Annotated in this window: 20 protein-coding genes; 7 read left to right on the top strand and 13 right to left on the bottom strand. The window is 58.9% G+C overall.

The window, feature by feature from the left end; translation table 11 throughout:
* Window positions 1-25: 25 nt before the first annotated feature.
* The 4 genes from ACP7B0_RS04840 to ACP7B0_RS04825 are packed head-to-tail and all read right to left on the bottom strand — an operon-like array spanning window position 26 to window position 4,507.
* A complete protein-coding gene (locus ACP7B0_RS04840; RefSeq protein ID WP_426139798.1) occupies window positions 26-1,009 on the bottom strand; it encodes a lysylphosphatidylglycerol synthase transmembrane domain-containing protein in 984 nt (327 codons plus the stop codon).
* Window positions 1,006-1,746 (bottom strand): SDR family oxidoreductase, encoded by a 741-nt coding sequence (locus ACP7B0_RS04835; RefSeq protein WP_426139796.1) that lies wholly within the window; start codon window positions 1,744-1,746, stop codon window positions 1,006-1,008. Before ACP7B0_RS04835 ends, ACP7B0_RS04840 begins: the two co-directional genes overlap by 4 nt.
* The gene (locus ACP7B0_RS04830; RefSeq protein WP_426139795.1) at window positions 1,743-3,059 is read right to left on the bottom strand and encodes an FAD-binding oxidoreductase; all 1,317 of its coding nucleotides are present in this window, start codon (window positions 3,057-3,059) and stop codon (window positions 1,743-1,745) included. The genes ACP7B0_RS04835 and ACP7B0_RS04830 overlap by 4 nt, the downstream gene beginning before the upstream one ends.
* Window positions 3,056-4,507 carry a UbiA family prenyltransferase gene (locus ACP7B0_RS04825; protein ID WP_426139794.1) on the bottom strand — a complete coding sequence of 484 codons (1,452 nt, stop codon included), beginning with the start codon at window positions 4,505-4,507 and terminating at the stop codon, window positions 3,056-3,058. The genes ACP7B0_RS04830 and ACP7B0_RS04825 overlap by 4 nt, the downstream gene beginning before the upstream one ends.
* Before the next feature lie 389 nt (window positions 4,508-4,896).
* Here ACP7B0_RS04825 and norR point away from each other — a divergent pair, with 389 nt between their 5' ends.
* Together norR and ACP7B0_RS04815 are read left to right on the top strand one after the other, a co-directional pair.
* Window positions 4,897-6,450, top strand: a complete 1,554-nt coding sequence (gene norR / locus ACP7B0_RS04820; RefSeq protein ID WP_426139793.1) for a nitric oxide reductase transcriptional regulator NorR — start codon at window positions 4,897-4,899, stop codon at window positions 6,448-6,450.
* Between the two features lie 146 nt (window positions 6,451-6,596).
* Window positions 6,597-6,821 (top strand): DUF6555 family protein, encoded by a 225-nt coding sequence (locus ACP7B0_RS04815; RefSeq protein WP_426139791.1) that lies wholly within the window; start codon window positions 6,597-6,599, stop codon window positions 6,819-6,821.
* 74 nt (window positions 6,822-6,895) lie between these two features.
* On the opposite strand, the gene ACP7B0_RS04810 is transcribed toward ACP7B0_RS04815, so the two are convergent.
* A complete protein-coding gene (locus ACP7B0_RS04810) occupies window positions 6,896-7,066 on the bottom strand; it encodes a hypothetical protein (protein WP_426139790.1) in 171 nt (56 codons plus the stop codon).
* A 415-nt stretch (window positions 7,067-7,481) separates the two neighbouring features.
* Here ACP7B0_RS04810 and ACP7B0_RS04805 point away from each other — a divergent pair, with 415 nt between their 5' ends.
* On the top strand, window positions 7,482-8,417 hold the full coding sequence (locus ACP7B0_RS04805) for an NADP-dependent oxidoreductase (RefSeq protein ID WP_426139789.1): 936 nt from the start codon (window positions 7,482-7,484) through the stop codon (window positions 8,415-8,417).
* An 82-nt stretch (window positions 8,418-8,499) separates the two neighbouring features.
* A complete protein-coding gene (locus ACP7B0_RS04800; protein ID WP_426139787.1) occupies window positions 8,500-9,972 on the top strand; it encodes an MFS transporter in 1,473 nt (490 codons plus the stop codon).
* Between the two features lie 19 nt (window positions 9,973-9,991).
* Here the strand turns inward: ACP7B0_RS04800 and ACP7B0_RS04795 are convergent, their stop codons facing one another.
* The 4 genes from ACP7B0_RS04795 to ACP7B0_RS04780 all read right to left on the bottom strand — a co-directional run bounded on the left by ACP7B0_RS04795 (window position 9,992) and on the right by ACP7B0_RS04780 (window position 11,913).
* A complete protein-coding gene (locus tag ACP7B0_RS04795; RefSeq protein WP_426139786.1) occupies window positions 9,992-10,213 on the bottom strand; it encodes a hypothetical protein in 222 nt (73 codons plus the stop codon).
* A 197-nt stretch (window positions 10,214-10,410) separates the two neighbouring features.
* Complete coding sequence (locus ACP7B0_RS04790) at window positions 10,411-10,650, bottom strand: hypothetical protein (protein WP_426139785.1); 240 nt, start codon at window positions 10,648-10,650, stop codon at window positions 10,411-10,413.
* A gap of 102 nt (window positions 10,651-10,752) precedes the next feature.
* A complete protein-coding gene (locus tag ACP7B0_RS04785; protein ID WP_426139784.1) occupies window positions 10,753-10,947 on the bottom strand; it encodes a hypothetical protein in 195 nt (64 codons plus the stop codon).
* Between the two features lie 48 nt (window positions 10,948-10,995).
* On the bottom strand, window positions 10,996-11,913 hold the full coding sequence (locus ACP7B0_RS04780) for a bestrophin family protein (RefSeq protein ID WP_426139782.1): 918 nt from the start codon (window positions 11,911-11,913) through the stop codon (window positions 10,996-10,998).
* Between the two features lie 186 nt (window positions 11,914-12,099).
* On the opposite strand from ACP7B0_RS04780, the gene ACP7B0_RS04775 reads away from it, so the two are divergent.
* Entirely contained in the window at window positions 12,100-12,687 is a 588-nt protein-coding gene (locus ACP7B0_RS04775; protein WP_426139780.1) for a LysE family translocator, read from the top strand.
* Here the strand turns inward: ACP7B0_RS04775 and ACP7B0_RS04770 are convergent.
* Both ACP7B0_RS04770 and ACP7B0_RS04765 read right to left on the bottom strand, forming a co-directional pair.
* Window positions 12,684-13,514, bottom strand: coding sequence for an AraC family transcriptional regulator (locus tag ACP7B0_RS04770; RefSeq protein WP_426139779.1), 831 nt, complete (start codon window positions 13,512-13,514; stop codon window positions 12,684-12,686). The genes ACP7B0_RS04775 and ACP7B0_RS04770 overlap by 4 nt on opposite strands.
* 91 nt (window positions 13,515-13,605) lie before the next feature.
* Window positions 13,606-14,505, bottom strand: coding sequence for a LysR substrate-binding domain-containing protein (locus tag ACP7B0_RS04765; RefSeq protein WP_426139777.1), 900 nt, complete (start codon window positions 14,503-14,505; stop codon window positions 13,606-13,608).
* Between the two features lie 125 nt (window positions 14,506-14,630).
* Here ACP7B0_RS04765 and ACP7B0_RS04760 point away from each other — a divergent pair, with 125 nt between their 5' ends.
* Entirely contained in the window at window positions 14,631-15,389 is a 759-nt protein-coding gene (locus tag ACP7B0_RS04760) for an SDR family NAD(P)-dependent oxidoreductase (protein WP_426139776.1), read from the top strand.
* A 98-nt stretch (window positions 15,390-15,487) separates the two neighbouring features.
* On the opposite strand, the gene ACP7B0_RS04755 is transcribed toward ACP7B0_RS04760, so the two are convergent.
* The gene (locus tag ACP7B0_RS04755) at window positions 15,488-15,796 is read right to left on the bottom strand and encodes an RcnB family protein (protein ID WP_426139775.1); all 309 of its coding nucleotides are present in this window, start codon (window positions 15,794-15,796) and stop codon (window positions 15,488-15,490) included.
* A 132-nt stretch (window positions 15,797-15,928) separates the two neighbouring features.
* Window positions 15,929-16,786: an SDR family oxidoreductase gene (locus tag ACP7B0_RS04750; RefSeq protein WP_426139773.1), complete on the bottom strand. Its 858-nt coding sequence runs from the start codon at window positions 16,784-16,786 to the stop codon at window positions 15,929-15,931.
* 87 nt (window positions 16,787-16,873) lie between these two features.
* Here ACP7B0_RS04750 and ACP7B0_RS04745 point away from each other — a divergent pair, with 87 nt between their 5' ends.
* Window positions 16,874-17,287: a winged helix-turn-helix transcriptional regulator gene (locus ACP7B0_RS04745; RefSeq protein WP_426139772.1), complete on the top strand. Its 414-nt coding sequence runs from the start codon at window positions 16,874-16,876 to the stop codon at window positions 17,285-17,287.
* The last annotated feature ends 101 nt before the right edge of the window (window positions 17,288-17,388 follow it).

The following is a 17,388-nucleotide window of genomic DNA, read 5'->3' as shown; positions in this document are numbered from 1 at the left end:
CCTGTGATCAATGATCAAATTCGACTTATTTGGACGTATGCCCGGCGGTGTCCGGGTCCGGTGCGTGGTCCGACTTGAGCTTGAACAGCATCACTGCGCCAATACCCACGGCGAACCACAGTGTGGCCAGACGAATCAGCACGGTGGCGGCGATGGCGTCGGCGCTGGACATGCCTTTCCAGACCAGCAATCCCACCATCACCGCCTCTGCACCGCCGAGGCCACCGGGCATGAAACTGATTGCCCCGGCCAGCATCGCCAAGGCATAGACGAAGACAGCGAAGGTCAGCTCGATGTCGGCACCCATCCAGTTCAGGATCCAGTGGAAGGCCAGCGCCTCGGCGCTCCAGGCCACCACACTCAGTGCTGTCACGCCCACCAGCAGGCTCAAGCGATGACAGCGCTGGGCGGCGATCAGCACCTGGATGAGGTGGCGCAGGAGGCCGATCAATTTGCCGCCGTGCGACGGAATTGCAGCGGCCAGTCGGTCCAGCAGCCTACGCTGGGAAAGGACCAGCAACCCGATGACGACCAGGCTGATGCCGACCACGATCATCGGTTGCGCTTGTGGGTACAGCGACAGCCCGAACAGGGTCAGCAGCACGACCGCGAACAGGTCTGAAAGCCGCTCGCTGACAAACGCCGCAAAGCTTTGCGGGTAGGGTACGCCCCAACGCTTGAGCAGCACGCCGCGCAAGGCTTCGCCCGCCTTGCCGGGCGTCGTGGTCAGGGCAAAACCGGCCAGATAGACAGTCAGGCTGGGTTTCCAGGGGACGGGATGGCCCAGCACCCGCAGGTATGTCTGCCAGCGTAAGAATCGCAGCCCGTAGTTGACCGACGACAACAGCAACGCCAGCGCGATGCCGATCACCCCGACTTCGCCCACCGCATTGCTCACCGCGTGCCAGCCGCCCCACAGGGAAAAACCCAGATAGGCCAGTGCCGAGCCGACCACCGACAGGACCACCGCCCGGTACCGCCAACCGGACAGATACAGGGACTCGCTCATAGATTCAGCCTCTTGAACACCGGCTGCGGGATGGCGCGGATGATCAACATGATCAACGCCCAGAACCCCGGCGTGTACAGCGTCGGCGATTTGCGGGCGATGCCGGCGACGATACGCTCGGCGACCTGCTCGGGTTGCGCCAACAAGGCGGCTGGCAGGGAAAGGCCTTGCGTCATCGGGGTGTCGACAAAGCCCGGTTTAATGGTGAGCACGTGCACACCCACCTTGAACAGCCTCGCTTGCAGGCCTTCGCTGAACGTGGAGACAGCAGCCTTGGCCGCCCCATATAAATAGTTGGAAGGCCGACCGCGATCACCGGCCACCGATGAGATCACCGCCAGACTGCCGCAGCGCTGGAGCTCGAACTGGTTGGCGAGCAATGTCAGCAGCGCAATGACGGACGTGCCGTTATTGGCAAACTCCTGCAAGGCGACGTTGACGTCCCGTTCGCAGACTTTCTGGTCGGGCAGGGTGCCGTGGGCGATCAATGCCACGTCGATCTGCCCCAGCGCCAGCATGCAGCGCTCGAGCATGGCGGGGTGTGCAGCGAAGTCGGTGGCGTCCATCTCGTGCAAGGTAATGGCTTTGGCACCGCGCCCTTTGAGGTCTGCCGAGGTTTGTTCCAGCTTGTCCGCGTTGCGGGCCACCAGAAAGAAATCGCTGCCTTCACTGGCCCACAAACGGGCGCAGGCAGTGGCGATGGCCGATGTGGCACCGATGATCAACACTCGTTTCATAGGATTACTCGTTTCCAGAAGCGGGACATCAGAGAAGGATCACGCAGGGCTTCAAGGCGCTCCCAGGCCGGGTAAGCCTGGCGGAAATCGCTGCCGCTCATGTGCGCGTCTTTTGCTGGATAAAGTCGGCCACCCGCCGCCCGGACAATCGCATCCAGGCGGGGGAACAGCACATTGATCAGCTCGCTGCTCTGTGGAAAGTCCAGCGCCAGTGAGGTGCCTGGCATCGGAAATGACAGCAGGCCGGGTGATGTGATGTCGCCGCAACGTTTAAGCACGGCTAGGAATGAACCCTGGCCGGAATCGGCGATGGCTTCCAGCAGTTCACGCAGGGCGTCTTGCGCCTGAGCGTCGGGGACCACGCATTGATACTGCTGGAAGCCGCTGCGGCCATAGATCCGGTTCCAGTGCAAGACACGGTCAAGCGGGTAGAAAAACGGTTCGTACGCCGTGCGCTTTGGGGTTCGCTTGCCCGGATGTGCCCGCCAGTAAAGGCTGTTGAAAGCCCGCAATGACAGGTTGTTGATCATGGAGACCGGGGGCGTGAGCGGGACTTTCAGACGGGACCTGTGGCCCACCTCAAGCGAGCCGTAGCGCGCATGATCGCCCACGATGAATACGCCGCGTCCAGTATTGACGCCTTTGGCGAGGCAATCGATCCAGGCCACGCTGTACTCATGTTGAGGGTCAAGTTCGGTGGACAGGCTGAAAAATTCCGCCAGATTAGCGAAGCGCACCACCGTGCTGTCGATCTGGCTGGCACGGATAGGCATCAACTGCAGATCTGCCCAACTGATGATTCCGGTCAGGCCAAGGCCGCCAATGGTCGCGGCGTAGAGTCGGGCGTTTTCTGCCGGCGAGCAGATCAGGGCCCCGTCGGCCTGGCGCAACAGGCCAAAACGCACCACATGGTTGCCGAATGTGCCGCGCAAATGGTGGTTCTTGCCATGCACATCATTGGCGATGGCGCCGCCCACGGTGGCGAACTGGGTCCCTGGTGTGACCGGGAGAAACCAGCCGTTGGGAATCGCCGCCTTGAGGATTTCCGCCAGTGTCACGCCGGATTCGACCCGCACGCTGCCTTTGCTCCAGTCTGCGCGGATGAACCGATTCAAACCGCGCATGTTCAGCACCTGATCGCTGGCGGCCAGACAGCTGTCGCCGTAACTGCGGCCGTTACCGTAGGGCAGGCTGGTCTGATGGTCAGCAATGACCCGGTTCGCGTGGTGGGGCAGGTCATCGATCCAGTGGCAGGGGTGGCCCTGTTGCGGCGTCAAGGGGTATCTGCCCCAGGAATACAAAGGTTGGCTCATGCGGCAATCCAGAACACCAGACCGCACAGGACACCGATGCCTTGGCTGATACGGTCTCGAATGGCGAACACGACCGGGTCATCATTCATCTGGCCGCGATGGGTCAGCATCCACACGCGGGTGATCCAGAACAGCAACAGAGGACACGCCAGCCAGATCACATGGGGGCGTGCGTACTGAATCACCGTCGTGCCCTCGTGGATATACAATGCCAGTACCATGACGGACAGGTGGCCGGAAGAGGCCCCAAGTGCGGCGATCATGTCCAGATCGCCGGGGTAATAGCCGCGACCCCGGGTCATTTCCTTGAGGTCCCTGGTCCGGGCTTCACGCAGTTCGGCGTAGCGTTTGACCAGCGCCAGGCTGAGGAAGATGAACATGGAGAACGCCAGGATCCAGAAGGTCAGCGGCAGGCTGAAGGCCGCCGCACCAGCGAGAATACGGGCCGTGTAAAGCATGGCCAGAACGATGACATCCACCACCATTTTCCGTTTCAGATACAGAGAATAGGCCAGGGTCAGCAGGTAATAGGCGGCGAGCACGGCGCTGAATTGCCAGGGCAGCAGCAAGGCCGCACCGCCGAATGCGCCGATCAACAGCAGCGGGACGACGATCAACCCGGCCTTGATGGACAGCTTGCCGCAGGCAAACGGCCGCTTGCGTTTGCTCGGGTGATGGCGATCATCGGCCAGGTCCAACAGGTCGTTGAGTACGTAGACGCTGGACGCGCAGAGACCGAAAAACAGGAAAGCCAGCACGCCATTGAGCAGCTGCAATGGCTGGTGGATCTGATGGGCGGCGAGCAGCGGGATGAAAATCAGCGCGTTCTTCATCCACTGATGCATGCGCAGCGCTTTGCGCCAGTCGCGCAGGGTCGAGACGTTGGAGTGAATGACTTTCTGGACATTACCCTGGGCTTTGGCCCGGTTTTCGACACCCTTTTCAGGGTTGACGACAAATGCACTGCGGGCAGCGCCCCAGATGGGAAGGTCGTCGAGTGAGTTGCCCAGGTAATCGAAACCGCCTTCGCCATAATGGCCGACCAATAGGTCGCGTTTCGTGTGCGCTGACAGGTTGCGGTCTGCGTTGGATGCAACCACTCGATCAAACAGCTGCAAGTGCTCAGCGATGCGCTCGGCAAGGCTGTGATGGCTGGCAGTGGCGAGGACGATCATGCGCCCGGTGGCGCGTTCGGCTTTGATCAGTTCAATGACTTCAGGGTCGTAGGGCAGCACGCTGACATCGATTTGCGTGGCCAGTGCCAGTCCCTCTTTGAGGGCTGCTTTGCCCTTGAGTAGCCATTGCAGCACTTTGTACAGCTTCAACGGCTGGCTGCGAACCATCGCCATTGCTGTTTCCATCAGCAAGTCTGAGCGCAGCAGGGTGCCGTCGAGGTCCACAACTAGGGGTGGGTAAGTTTCGAGAACTCTTCCCTGAATTCTGGCCATGTCAATTCACTCTTTTGCTTGTTTGAAACACTATGAAACGTAAATTCCTTTTCGCCACTTCAATAAAATTAAACAGTGCTCCTTATATCGTCAGCGTGCTGGCGTCAGAAATTATCAGCATCGTTAAAGTATTGTTTGGATAAGGGGTGTCTCATGTTTCTTACTGTTAAGTCGACGATCAACTGTACTCAATGAGTTAATGGGGCAATTGATTCGCCTGTTTGTTTGATGCATTCACTATCGGGGTCTGGTCAGAGGCCAGGGGTGGGACCCATTCTTCACGTGGCGGCCGAGCGTTATCTTGGTCGGTGGCGGCGCGATGCTGTCTTTTTAACTTTGTACGCGGTCATAATGACCGCAATGTAAGTCGCTCAGCAGTCAATGGAATCGTGATGACAAATCCTCTTTTAACGGCATTGGTCCCTTTGGTTGCTGACTTGAGCCGGGAGCTGCCTGACGAAGAGCGCTATCGCCGATTACTGCAAGCGCTGCGGCAGATGTTGCCGTGTGACGCGGTGGCGTTGCTCAAGCTTGAAGACGATGTCCTGATTCCCCTGGCGGTGCAGGGTTTGAGTGCGGACACCCTGGGTCGACGCTTCAAAGTGGCAGAGCACCCACGCCTCAAAGTGCTGCTGGAAACCCCCGGCCCCACGCGTTTTTCCACTGACTGCGAGCTGCCGGACCCCTACGACGGTCTGGTTGAAGGGCATCCGGGTCATCTGCAAGTCCACGACTGCCTGGGTTGTCCGCTGTATTTCCAGGACAAACCCTGGGGGCTGATTACCCTGGATTCCCTGGACCCCTCGCGGTTTGGCAGTGTGGATCTGGAGAACCTGCAAGCGTTTGCCAGTCTGGCCGCCGCGACCGTCATGGCCAGTGAGCGAATCCAGCAGTTGGCCCGTGGCTTTGAAGACCAGCGGCAGTTGGCCGAAGTTTATAAACGCGCCGCTGGCGGCCGCAGCCCACGGGAGTTGATCGGGCAGAGCGCCGTTCATAAACAAATGCAAAACGAGATACAACTGGTGGGTAACAGCGCCTTGTCCGTGTTGATCACTGGGGAAACCGGGGTGGGCAAGGAACTGGTGGCCGAGGCGATTCACCTGAATTCACCTCGCGCCCAGAAACCGCTGATCAGCCTCAACTGCGCCGCGCTGCCGGAAATGCTGGTGGAAAGTGAGCTGTTCGGCCACGTCAGAGGCGCTTTCTCCGGGGCTGTTAACGGGCGCAGCGGTAAATTCGAACTGGCCGATGGCGGCACCATATTTCTCGATGAAGTCGGGGAGTTGCCGCTGCCCGTCCAGTCCAAGTTGCTGCGGGTGCTGCAAAGCGGCCAACTGCAGCGGGTCGGATCGGACCAGGAGCATCATGTGGACGTGCGAGTGATCGCGGCGACCAACCGTGACCTGGCCGAAGAAGTTCGTACCGGTCGCTTTCGGGCGGACCTGTACCACCGCCTCAGCGTCTACCCGTTACGGGTGCCGCCGCTCCGCGAGCGCGGCCGCGATGTATTGCTTCTTGCCGGATTTTTTCTCGAGGAAAATCGGGCGCGCATGGGGCTGCGCAGCCTGCGGCTGAATGTCGAGGCTCAAAAGCTGCTGGTCAGCTACAGCTGGCCGGGAAACGTTCGTGAGCTTGAACACCTGATCAGCCGCGCAGTGCTCAAATCCCTTTCCGCCCATAAAGAGCGTCCACGCATCCTTACCGTTGACGCCGCAGCCTTGGGTCTGGTGGACGAAATCGTCGTCAGCCATTCTTCAACCAATGCCGTGCAGTCGGAAGTCATGACGGGGAGCACTCTCAAGGATTCGGTGGATGCCTTCCAGCGCCGGTTGATCGACGAAGCATTGATCCGGCATCAGGGTAAATGGGTTGACGTTGCGCGGGAGATGGGACTCGACCGCGCCAATCTCAGTCGCCTGGCCCGGCGATTGGGGATTCGCTGAGGGGGCATAAGCCATTGGCTGTGCGCCGTACTGAACCGGTGGCCTCAGCGGAGCGAATTGATCATTTGGTCAAAATCAGACTGAATTTTTCTCCCGGGCCAAAGGTCATCTATTGCTCTAAGCAATCAGTACGAGGCCCTGCCTGGATGTCCCAATACAAACACTACCGAATTGATTACCTGTTGAACGGCACCTTCAAATCTTTCTATATCAGTGCTGAGCGGATGGACAACGCCGAGGCCTGGCATCACGCAAGTGTTGATGCTGGCATTGCTCGCATCCCTAAATATCGGCTGGAAAAAGTTGCACGTGTGTCCAAGCCTTATGCCGAACATTTCGGTGTTACCGATGTGGAATGGACCCAAAGTTAATGCCTGGCGCAGGCTTGCCCCCAAGGGAGGCAAGCCTGCGATCAGCAACGGGTTCATCGTGCAAGTCCGATCATTTATTGCAGTTTGCCAATGCCGTGAAAATCGCCTTTTTCCGGAAGCAATTCGGTCCCTGGCTCGAAACCGGCTTCGGGGTCTTCTTCCTCGGCAACCGGGTCCGGAAGGGTTTCCGGAAACTTCACCTCGTCGACATCGACATCTGGATTTTCTGGGCGTGACCCGGCCATGGTGCACCTCATCTGTGGGTTGGCTGACAGGTGATACAGAAGGTTGGAGGGTCGGGTGCCAAACCGGTTCATTCCAACTGACCAGCATCAGGATCACCGAAGTGGCCTTCACAGACACCTCAAAGCCTCGACCTACCGCAACGCGCGTTGCAAAAGCGAAATAGCCAAAGGCCATCTAAAGGTCTGTTACATTTAGAAATGATTGTTAAAAACGGTTATTTTCGCATGTTGTTGGTGGAGTATTGCCAATTTTAAGGTCTTTTGGGGTGGGTCATGCTGGTTAGCAGGGTGATGTTGAATAAGTCTGCCAGCGGCGCTTCTCACGTACTTTGGCCTGATGCGCGGCCAACTAAGCTGACCCCTGCCTTACGTCAGTGAGCCCCATTACCTAAAAACTCTGTCAGGAGGCAGCGCCATGGCAACCATGAAAGCGATCAGGATTCACCGGTTTGGTGATTCGGGTGTGCTGCAACTCGAGTCTATTGAAATACCCCACCCGCAGGTGGGCGAAGTGCTGGTGAGAATTGCCGCCGCCAGTGTTAATCCCGTTGACTACAAGATTCGACAAGGGGAATTCCCCCCGGTCACCCGCGACATGCTGCCCATTACTCTGGGACGGGATTTTTCCGGCGTCGTCGAGCAGGTGGGCAGCGGCGTCGGAAGTTTTGTCAAAGGCGACCGGGTTTTCGGGATGGTCGGCGGTGACGCCTGTTATGCGGATTATGCGGTCATCAAGGCCGACCACTTGGCGAAAGTCCCGGAAAACCTCGACCTCATCCGTGCAGCCGCTGTACCGCTGGCGGCCCAGACGGCATGGCAGGCATTGTTTGATCACGGCCATCTGGAGGCGGGGCAGCGCGTATTGATCCAGGGCGCCAGCGGTGGCGTTGGCCACTTTGCCGTGCAGTTTGCGGCAGCCAAGGGCGCGATGGTGTTTGCCACGGGGTCGGAAAAAACCCGGCAGTTCATCACCTCCCTGGGCGCCGACCGCGTCATTGATTACGCCCACGAACGTTTTGAAGATGTCTGCCACGACATGGATCTGGTGATCAACCTTGTGTCCGGGGACATGCAGCAGCGCGCCTGGGCAGTGCTGCGACCCGGCGGCACCCTGGTTTCGACCCTGAGCCCGCCCGCTCGAGACCGACCGGATGCCTATGGCAAAAACAGCCGTTTCTTTCTGGTCGAACCCAGTGGCCGGCAGCTTGAAGAAATCGCGCATTTGATGCAGGGCGAGCTGGTTGACGTGAAACTCAGTGTGACCTTCCCGTTGAAGAACGCGGCGCAGGCTCAGGATTATCTGGAAAGGTCCCATGTGGAGGGCAAGGTGGTATTGACCGTCGAAGGCTGAGGCCGTGGCCGCTGAACTCCGCCGCCGACTGTGACTCACAACCCTGAAAGCACATGCGGCATCCGTGAGCAGGGGGAGTCCTTTGACCGTCGAGACATCAACTGGCGCAGGCAGTGAACAGCAAAGGGGCGTGGTTTTCGAAACGGATCTTCCGGCGCGTCTGGATCGTCTGCCATGGGGGCGTTTCCACACCTTGCTGGTGTTGGCGCTGGGCATTACCTGGCTGCTTGACGGCCTGGAGGTCACGTTGGCCGGGTCGGTGTCGGGCGCGCTCAAGGCCAGTCAGGTGTTGCAAATGTCCAACAGCGACATTGGCCTTGCCGGCGGCGTTTACATTGCGGGGGCGGTGCTGGGTGCCTTGTTCTTTGGCTGGCTGACCGATCGCCTTGGCCGCCGCAAGTTGTTCTTCGCCACCTTGCTGCTGTATGTCGGCGCCACGGCGGCTACAGCGTTCTCCTGGAGCGTGGAGAGCTTTCTGCTGTTTCGCTTCCTCACCGGCATGGGCATTGGTGGCGAGTACACCGCGATCAATTCGACGATCCAGGAGTTCACACCCGCCCGATACCGTGGTTGGGTGGACCTGACCATCAACGGTACGTTCTGGCTGGGCGCGGCATTGGGGGCGGCAGGTTCTATCGTCTTGCTGGACCCGCAGTGGGTGGGCGGCGATCTGGGCTGGCGGTTGTGCTTTGGCATCGGTGCGGCACTGGGCCTGATTATTCTGTTCATGCGCCTGTGGCTACCGGAAAGCCCGCGCTGGTTGTTGATTCACGATCAGGCGGGGGAAGCGCGACGCATTGTCGAGCAGATCGAGCGCCAAATGATCGAACAAGGCCATCGGCTGCCTGCCGTGCAAGGCAAGCCACTGCGCCTGCATGCCAGGAGTCACACGCCGTTGACGGAGATATTCCAGACCTTGTTCATCGCCTTTCGCCAGCGGGCGCTGGTGGGCATGACCCTGTTAACCGCTCAGGCGTTCTTCTATAACGCGATTTTCTTCACCTACGCGCTGGTGCTGACGGATTTCTACGGGGTTCCGGCCGAGCAGGTCGGCTGGTACGTGCTGCCATTGGCGTTGGGCAATTTTTGCGGACCGCTGCTGCTGGGGCGCTTGTTTGATGTCATCGGGCGACGTGTGATGATCAGTCTGACGTACGGGATTTCAGGTGTGCTGCTGGCCATCTGCGGCTGGTTATTTGCGCAAGGTATTCTGGATGTGACTCAGCAGGCCGTCGCCTGGATGGTGATTTTCTTCTTCGCTTCAGCGGCGGCCAGTTCGGCGTACCTGACGGTCGCCGAGACCTTTCCGCTGGAGATTCGCGCGTTGGCGATTGCCGTGTTCTATGCCTTCGGGACGGGGCTGGGCGGGATCATCGGGCCAACCCTTTTCGGGTACCTGATCCAGACCCATGATCGCAGCAACGTGCTGATCGGCTATCTGATTGGCGCGGGGCTGATGATGATTGCAGGCATCGTTCAAGGGATCTGGGGCGTGGCTGCCGAACGCAAGCCCCTTGAACATGTGGCCAGACCTCTGTCACAAGCGCGGGATTAAACGGGGCGCATAGCCAGCGCTATTCGAACAGGGCGCCTCGTTTGGTCAGCAGGATTTGATCAGCGGAGAGAAACAGCAAACCCAACGGATCGCTGTGGAGGCCGTAAACGAAATTGCCAGAAATCATATCCAGTTCGAACAAGTCCCTGAGGCCCAACAGGTTTTCGTCTGCATCCCCTTGCAGCGCGACGGATGAGCTGTGATCCACGCGGGAAAGCTGAGCGATCAGTGATTGAAGCAAGAGTGAATTGCTCTCGATTGACATGGTGTTGCCCCGAATAAACAGCGAACAAATAGGAACGCTATGGAGGTCGGAAGCCTTTTAGCGTCAATCGTTCAGTTTTATGTTGTGTACCGGGACAAAAGGTTCAGCTTTTCACTGAATAGCCGCCCAGCGCTGGGACCTGCCGGCGAAGGGGCTAAAAAAAGGTGCACTGCTTATTTGTTGCGTGCCTTGGCTTCGGCCGCCAGACATTCCAGCGCGAACTGCTCGGTATAGGTCATCTGGATAGGCGTGGTCTCGCCCTTGACGGTGCGTTCGCCTTCAAGGATGTAGCGCATGCGCTTTTCGGTCACGCCGATACGTTTGGCAATCCACGATGGCGTCTGGCCAATGCGGGTAATCAGTTTGTCAGCGTATTCGGTGGCCGGGTTGTACTGTTCAGCGTTGGGAGTCATGTTGCGTCCAGATAAAGAGTGATTGCGAGGGCGAGACAGTTGGCCGACATAGTGCGCGATACAGCTTTGTATGTCTGCCGACAACCCACAAATACGGCTGAATTACTCGTCTTCCTGCTCGGAATAAGAGTCCAGCAGCGCTGCCAGTGCCAAGGTACGTTGCAGACCTGAAGTTGTCGCCATGACATGCGCCACGGCCTCAATGGCGGCGGCTTTGGCTTCGGTCCTTTCTGCTTCAGTGTTGTTGGGCGTGGCGTCCTGCGCGGCCTCGATAATCGATTGCTCAAAGCTGTTCATGGGTGTGCTCGGCAAGGAAAGGTTTCCGGGGCATACCCCAGGGATGAGCTACAGCTGTACATCATTGACAGGTTCCAGTCGCGGCGGTGCGGGCTCGTCGAGCATATCCAGCACTGAGATCTCGATATTGCGGCACAGTGCGTTCAAGGGCAAATCATTGGGTTGCGTGTCGAACGGGTCGGCGATCTGGTCGCCCAACGCGTCCAGACCGAAAAAAGTATAAGCCAATACCAGCACCGCGAAAGGCGTGAACCAACCGATGCTGTCCACCAGGCAGAACGGCAGCAGAAAACAATAGACATGCACGATCCGGTGCAGCATCAGAATGTAAGGGTAGGGGATCGGGGTGTTGCTGATCCGTTCACACCCGCCCAGCACGTACGACAAACGACTCAGTTGCTGATCCATGTCGGCCTTCAACGGGTCGCCGACGTTGTTTTGTCGTGCTTGCTCCATGAGCTGTTGCCCGATCAGGCCCAATAGCACGCTGGGCGGGTTCTCCTTGTCGAACACGGCTCGTTGCAGTCCCGGCGCAAGCAGTCGCCGCGTATCTTCACTGGGTCGTTGCCCGCGTAACCGGTCCTTGAGCAGATAACTGAACGCGACCAAAGTATCGAGCAGGGCGCGTCGCTCTGCGGGGGGCAGGTTGGGCATCAGGCTCAGGCTTTGCCGGGTCAGGTTGCGAGTCACGGTGGTCAGCTCGGACCACAGCGTGCGCGCCTCCCAGAAGCGCTGATAAGCCACGGTGTTGCGAAAACCGAGGAAGATCGCCAGCGTCAGGCCCCACAGGGTGAACGGCGTGGCGGTCAACACCACTTTGTAGTCGAACAGCCTGCCATGGGTGGCGACCACGGCCGAACTGATAAGCACGGTGAACAGCACTTTGGGCCATATCGCCGGCACGATGGTGCCGCGAATGGCGAATAACAGCGCCCAAAGGGACGGCTTCTGAGGGCGTGTGATCATTGAACGACTCGGCTCCGGAAAAACAATGCCCGCAATTCTGCCCTATCGACGCAACCGCGGTCAGTTTCCATTGCGCTTGTGCGTTTAAAAATCACGGCGCAGCTGTTGGGTAATTTTCTTCAATACGGCGTTGTTGCGTGTCCTTACCTTGACTGACTCATTTCCGATCTCAGTCAGGGTGTTCAGATGAGTGTATTTATTTCCATGGCAGCCTTTGCGCTGGCGTCGTCAATCACGCCAGGACCGGTCAATATCGTGGCCTTGAGTTCAGGCGCCCGATTTGGCCTGGCCCCCGCGTTACAGCATGTGACCGGTGCGACGCTGGGCTTCACGCTGTTACTGGTGCTGACCGGATTTGGCCTGCATGAAGTGCTGACCCAGTGGCCGTTCCTGACGTTGGGTATCAAGTGGGCGGGCGTGGCGTTTCTGCTGTACATGGCCTGGAAACTGGCCCGAGACAACGGGCACCTTGATGTGGATGAGGCCAGTGCTCGGCCTTCGATGCTTTACGGCGCGGTCATGCAGTGGCTCAATCCCAAAGCCTGGCTGGCCTGCATCGCGGGCATGGGCGCGTTCGCCGCCAGCGGTGAGGCGCGGCTGATCTGGCAGTTTGCAGCTATCTACTTTGTGATTTGTTACCTGTCGCTGGCAAGTTGGGCGTTTGCCGGGACATTCCTGCGTCATTTTTTGAGCAGTGCGTTGGGGATTCGCTGGTTCAATCGCTGCATGGCATTGCTGTTGGTGGGCTGTGCGGTGTACCTGATGGTGTATTAAAGCTTGTACTGGCCCGGCGTCGCTGCCAGGTGCTTTTTGAACGCTCGATGAAAATGCGCCTGGTCGGCAAAGCCGGTCTCCTGGGCCACGTCTGCGATGACCCGACCGCTCTTGAGCTGCGTGCGGGCATGCTGGATGCGTCGATTGACCAGATAGGCATGGGGCGTCATGTGGTAACGCCGCTCGAAGGAGCGGATCAGGTACGACGCCGAAATATTCGCAGCGCTGCAAATGTCCTCGAGGCTGATGGCCGCCGTGAAGTTGTCGTTGATGTATTGCTCGGCCCGCTCCGCGCGATCCAGCGGCTGCTCGACACGCTGGGTGGCGCTGCCAAGCGTCTGCTGCATGCGGGTGAAAAATGAAACCGCTGCACACTGCTTGTCCAGGACTTCGGTCTGGGTGCCGATCAAGGTGGCATACAACTCAGTCAGGCCGTTGAACAGGTCGGCGCAGGTACTGTGGGTCTGGGCCACAGGCTGGAAGTCAAGACGGGTGTCCAGCCCCATGTCATGTTGAATGCCGCGCAGCCACTGCACATCCACGTACAGCATCACGTAGGACCAGTGCTGGTCGGCAATGGGATTACAGGCATGCACGTCGCCGGGATTCATCAGCACTACCGTGCCACGCTGTACGGTCTGGCTGCTCTTTTCATGCAGGTACGTACTCTGCCCGGCGGTGATCGCACCGATGGAAAAACACTCATGGGAATGCTTGGCGTAGCACAACTTGCGTCCATCGCCCACGGAACGCGCCTCAATAAAAGGCAAGCGTGCATCGCGCCAGAAAAACGGTTCGCTCAGGTGTTTGGCGTTGTGCGGGTGCATGCCGGTTCTCCCATGCCTTGCGTGTCAGGACCTGAGGTTAGCCTATCTGCGGCCTGGCCTGCCAATCAACGCGTAGGCAATCAAATGGCTCTCAAGGCGCATTGTGCTCTTCGATCAACCCCTGGAACCAGTCCATGAACACTCGACAGCGTTCCGGCAAGTGGCGTCGATGGGCGTAGATCAGGGAAATTTTCATGGGCGCAGGGCGAAAATCCGGCAGGATTTCAATCAGGGCGCCGCTCAGCAGATGCTTGCGCATACCCATGCGCGGCGACTGGACGATGCCCAGATCACCCAGACAGGCGGCTTCATAGGCTTGCACGTTGTTGACCGTTACGCTGTGGGGCATGGCCAGGGTGCGGGTTTTATCCTGCTCCTGATATTCGAAGAATGCCGTGTGTGAGCCAAATGCCGTCACGTAGTTGATCAGCCGATGCTGTTGCAAATCCGCCAGCCTGGAAGGCACGCCATGCTGCCGGGCGTACCCGGCACCGACGCAATTGACCATGGCCAGATCACCGAGGTTGCGGGCCACCAGATGGGAGTCCGCCAGTTCGCCGATGCGCAGCACACAGTCGAAGCCTTCACGAACCAGATCCACCCGGCGATCCGTGCTGCTGATTTCCAGATCGATGCCCGTATGTTCGCCAAGGAATTCATTCAGGCGCGGCAGGAGAATGTTGTGCGCCATGGCGGTGGGCATATCGACGCGCAAGCGGCCGCTGAGCATTGCCTGGCTGCGAAACAGCCCCTCCAGTTCGTCCATCTGGGCCAGCATGTCTTTGCTACGCTCATATAACACTTGGCCATCGGGGGTGGCGTGAACCCGGCGCGTGGTGCGGGATAACAGGCGAGTGCCGAGCAGGTTTTCCAGGGACTGCACCTGCTCGGACACTGTCGAGCGGGGCAGGCCAAGGGCCTCGCTGGCCTGTGTGAAGCTCGACAGTTCAGCCACCCGCACAAAGGTTCGTAACAGCTCCAGCTTGTTCATGGCTCAGCCTCAAAGGATTGTTCGGTTGAAGCGACTGGTTATTTCGATTACTGGTTGTTTATCGCAGATGGAGCGAACAATAGACTCGTCTTCACTCCCTGACCACTCCCATCGAGGACATCACCATGAGCAAAAAAATCGCGTTGATCACAGGGGCCAGCCGCGGCCTTGGCAAAAGCACGGCGTTGCATCTGGCGGCCCAAGGTGTTGACGTCATCGGCACCTACCACAGCAAGCAGGCCGACGCTCAGGCGGTAGTCGCCGAGATCGAGGCCCTTGGTGGTCGGGCTCACATGCTGCAACTGGATGTCAGCGACAGCAGCCGCTTCGAGGCTTTCAGCGCGCAGGTGGCTCAGGTGCTTGAGAATGAATTCCAGGTCGGGCAGTTCGATTTTCTGGTCAACAATGCAGGCGTCGGCATTTACAGCAGCATTGCCGACACCACCGAAGCGCAGTTCGATCAATTGGTGGATATTCACTTCAAAGGCCCGTTTTTTCTGACCCAGAAGCTGCTGCCGCTGCTGGCTGACGGCGGGCGTATCGTCAACGTTTCCAGCGGTCTTGCGCGCTTCAGCCTGCCCGGTTACGCAGCCTATGCCTCGATGAAAGGTGCCATTGAAGTCTGGACGCGTTACCTGGCCAAGGAACTCGGTCCACGGGGCATCAACGTCAACGTGCTCGCACCGGGTGCTATCGTCACGGATTTTGGCGGCGGGACCGTGCGTGACAACGCTGAAGTCAACCAGCAGGTGGCCTCTAGCACCGCATTGGGACGTGTGGGCGAGGCGGACGACATCGGCGCAGCCATCAGTATGTTGCTGGGCGAGGGAGGCAAGTGGATTAACGGGCAGCGTATCGAGGCGTCGGGGGGGATTTTTCTTTAACACCCATTGGCGTGAGGCTTGCCCGCGAAGGCGTCAATTCCGGCGATGAAACATACGACCAGACGACGATTCAAGGGCGTGCCTCGCGCGAACTCAGATTATTTTCTGGCCGGCACGATCTCGGTGATCTGGCCGTTGGTGGTCTGCACCATTACGTACTTGTTATTGATCTTCACCCATTGGGCTTCTTTGGAAGGGGCTTTCAGGCCGCGCTTGCTCCAGTCTTTCAAGCCGGCTTCAGGCCGCTGAAATTTAGCGGGCGCACGGGAACCCAGTTCCAGATCCCGCATGTTGTCCCTGGACTCTTCAACTTTCGGTTCAGGCTTTTCCTGGGCCTGAACCGAAAGGCTGTTGACAGAAACGCAGCCAAGGATAGCCAGACACGCGACGAATGATTTGCAGTTCATAAAGTAGTTCCCGATTTTTGCTAACGGCTCAGTGCGTAATGCTCTGTTCGTGTAGCTAGGACCACTGTTGCCACAAATCATTCGGTTTGATGATGTCGTCTACCGCGAGGTGTGAAGTGAGCGGGGTAGAAGTCAGTTCTTGAGCGCGGCGGCGATGGTTTGCGCCAGCGTGACGCTGGTGCGACCCAGCAGCCCGCTGAGTTGATGCCCGTCGTCGAACAGCGCGCCCTTGGACGCGCCCGCATCTGAATCGGCCAACAGAGTGGCGACGAAGCCCGGCAGGCCCGCTTCAACCAGCGCCGCTTCGAAATCGGCCTGGGGCAAGTCAACGTAGCCAACGGCCTGACCGGTTTGCCTGGACAGTTCGGCGGCAAATTCGGTCAATGTGTAGGCGTCGTCGCCAGCCAGTTCGTAGGTCCGACCCGCCTGAGGCTCCTGCGTGGTCAATACCGCCACGGCAGCGTCCGCATAATCGGCGCGTGGCGCTGAACTGATACGACCATCACCTGCACAGCCCAGCACAGCGCCATGGGCCAGCGCGGCGGGGATGCTGGCGGTGTAGTTCTCCGTGTACCAGCCGTTGCGCAACAGCACAAAGGGCAGGCCGGAGTCTTTCAGTGCCGCTTCGGTCTGACGATGTTCTTCGGCCAGGCTTAGGGGCGATGTGTCGGCATGCAGCACACTGGTATAGGCCAGCAGTTGGACTGCACCACGCTTGGCGGCATCAATGACGGCCTGATGTTGCCTGGCCCGCTGGCCCACCTCACTGGAGGAAATCAGTAATAGTTTTTCAGCGCCCTTGAAGGCGCTGTCCAGGGTCTCGGGTCTGGAGTAATCAGCGTGACGGACGTGCACGCCCAGCGCGATCAGGTCCGCGGCTTTTTCCGGGCTGCGCACCGCCGCGACGATCTGCGAGGCGGGTACGATCTTGAGTAACCGTTCAATGACGAGGCGGCCGAGTTGGCCGGTTGCACCTGTGACGACGTACATGGCGGATTTCCTTGCGTGGCATTTAAAGGAACCCAAGCATAAGCATCATGCTAACCTTCCGTAAGTACGTACGAAAAGGTAAGTGTCATGACGCAACCTGCAGAAACCCGTTCCCCGCTTATTTCGACCTTGATACAGGCTCGTCCAGGGGAATTGATGGCCGTCGATTGCCCCTCCAGAATCATCCTCAGTCACGTGTGCAGTCGGTGGGGTGTACTGGTGCTGGTTGTGCTGCGTGGCGGCATGCACCGTTTCAGCGAACTGCGCCGCAAGATAGGCGGTGTCAGCGAGAAGATGCTGTCCCAGACGTTGCAGAATCTGGAGCACGATGGGTTTGTCGAGCGCAAGGCGCTGCCCGTGGTACCGCCTCATGTGCAGTACCGATTGAGCCCCTTGGGGGAGGAGGTGGCGTTGCAGGTCGACATCTTGGCGAGCTGGATTGAAGGCAATATGCCCAGGATCATGGAGGCGCGGCGACCGGCACCGGAGGATCAGGCGTAACCTGTCCGGACCGACGCCTTCCCGGATACATCCGGTCCCACGATGAATACGGTGCGGCCGCTGTCCCGATCTGAAAATGACCTCATAAAAAATGCCCGACC

Origin of the sequence: Pseudomonas sp. DWP3-1-2 (assembly GCF_049896285.1) — a bacterium.
GTDB lineage: Bacteria > Pseudomonadota > Gammaproteobacteria > Pseudomonadales > Pseudomonadaceae > Aquipseudomonas.
Note: the sequence above shows the minus strand (reverse complement) of the source record. Positions and strands in the feature narration are given on the sequence as shown.